Annotated in this window: 1 protein-coding gene; it reads right to left on the minus strand. The window is 49.0% G+C overall.

Annotation, left to right across the window (positions count from 1 at the left end):
• Positions 1-118: 118 nt before the first annotated feature.
• Positions 119-732 (minus strand): substrate-binding domain-containing protein (locus tag R7E78_RS26390; RefSeq protein WP_318058642.1); only part of this gene is annotated, 614 nt, incomplete at its 5' end.

The raw sequence follows: 732 nt of genomic DNA on the forward strand, positions 1-732 counted from the left end.
AACACCCTATTGATGTAATCTTGATAGCTACGTATCAGATAGAGAAGACAAAAAGCGGCACCAATGGGCACCGCTTATCGTTAGTTTACATGATAGGTCGCGTTGGACTACCGAGCGCTTAGGCGCGTTGCGGTGGCGCTGCGCTACCACGGACAACAAGCTTAGTTTCTAGTAAGCGTGAACCTGAATGAACGTCATGGCCTTTAAGGAGTTCAAGCATCATAAGCATCGCTTGGCGGCCAATTTCATAACGAGGTTGAGAAATGGTCGTTAACGGTGGATCGCAGTATTGAGCAAAGTTGATATCATCGAAACCAACCACTGACAGATCTTGCGGAACGCGCAGACCGAGTCGTTTCGCTTCTTGGATTGCGCCGATTGCCATGGTGTCACAGTGGCAGAAAATCGCAGTTGGTGGCTCTGGAAGTTCTAGCAACTTACGTACAGCTTTCGCGCCGCCGTCAAAAGAAAACTCAGTGATAACGCTGTATTGTGGGTCTTTACTGATCCCCGCGCGACGCAAGGCTTGTTGATAACCTTGCTGGCGGAACTGACACAATACCGCTGTGTCTGGCCCTGAAATTTGTGCTATGCGTTTATGGCCAAGTTGAGTTAGGTAATTGACCGCTTCAAAAGCAGACGTTAGGTTGTCAATGTGCACGGTTGGTAATTCTAGCTCTGGCGCAAACTCACAAGCCATGACCATGGGTGGCAGGTTTTTCTGTTCTGGCT

This window comes from Vibrio sp. YT-19(2023) (assembly GCF_033337395.1).